A 979-nucleotide genomic window follows, 5' to 3' on the forward strand; every position below is an offset into this window, starting at 1 on the left:
CCTTTTTTCGGGTTAAGCAAATTATCCGCATGAATGCGTTGCCACAAAATTGAAGGATATAAAACCCTCGCGTTAGTTCGCGGCAGACCTGTTAAATTATAACGTTCTTGTAAAGCTGTTAAATTAATTATTTGTTGCCATCCATTAAGATCGGTTTGATAGCTTGCGGTGAGCCGTCCACTGCGACCTTTTCCAGTATCTTGGTCTTGATTTAAAAAAGCAGCCGTTAATACATATTGATCCTTGGCTGGGTTTCGTCCAGGAATATAATAGTTAGCGACTAAGGCACTATTAACGGAAGAGGCACACAAATAAGCATTAAATCGATGCCCATAAGGATTAATCCAACGGAAATTAGTTCGGATTAGGGCACGCACCCCTGTATCGGTTCCATACCCTAGTCCAAAGCTATATTGCTTTTTAGGTTCGGTATGGAGATGAATCGTGACAGGAACATATAAGCCTTTCGTCTTTTCAGGTTCTGGGGTAACTACTACTATGGAAAAGTAATTGCTATTAGTGAGACCTTCTCGAGTCTGTTTGATTTTTTCTTGGCTAAAATAATGACCTTCGGGATATTGCAAAAAGCGATGCATAAAAGCTTCGTTGAAAGGAGTATAGGAAAAATGAGTCACTCCAAAGTGGAATCGGGGGCCCGTATCAAAAATAATAGTTACCGCAGCGCGATAAGTACTTAAATTGATTTGGATTTGACTTTTTAGCATTTTTGCTTTAAAAAATCCTCGAGCAGCAGCCACATTAAACAAATCATTTTTCGCTTCCTCATATTTTTCAGAATCGAAAAAATCCCCCGCTTTTATTCGAAAATTTTCATAGAGTCGCTGAAAAGCTTTATCGGAACTACCAGGTCCTATAATCTCCAGTTCCACATGAGTAAAATACATTCGTGGGCCCGGATTTACGACAAAGTAGCTATTATACTGTACCTTTTTTCGGGTTAAGCAAATTATCCGCATGA

At 39.2% G+C, this 979-nt stretch carries 1 protein-coding gene; it reads right to left on the reverse strand.

What is annotated here, in order from left to right; translation table 11 throughout:
* A partial coding sequence (locus B1F79_RS03625; RefSeq protein WP_285896390.1) for an autotransporter assembly complex protein TamA occupies positions 1-905 on the reverse strand: 905 nt, incomplete at its 3' end.
* Between the last annotated feature and the right edge of the window lie 74 nt (positions 906-979).

This window comes from Coxiella-like endosymbiont of Rhipicephalus sanguineus (assembly GCF_018687865.1).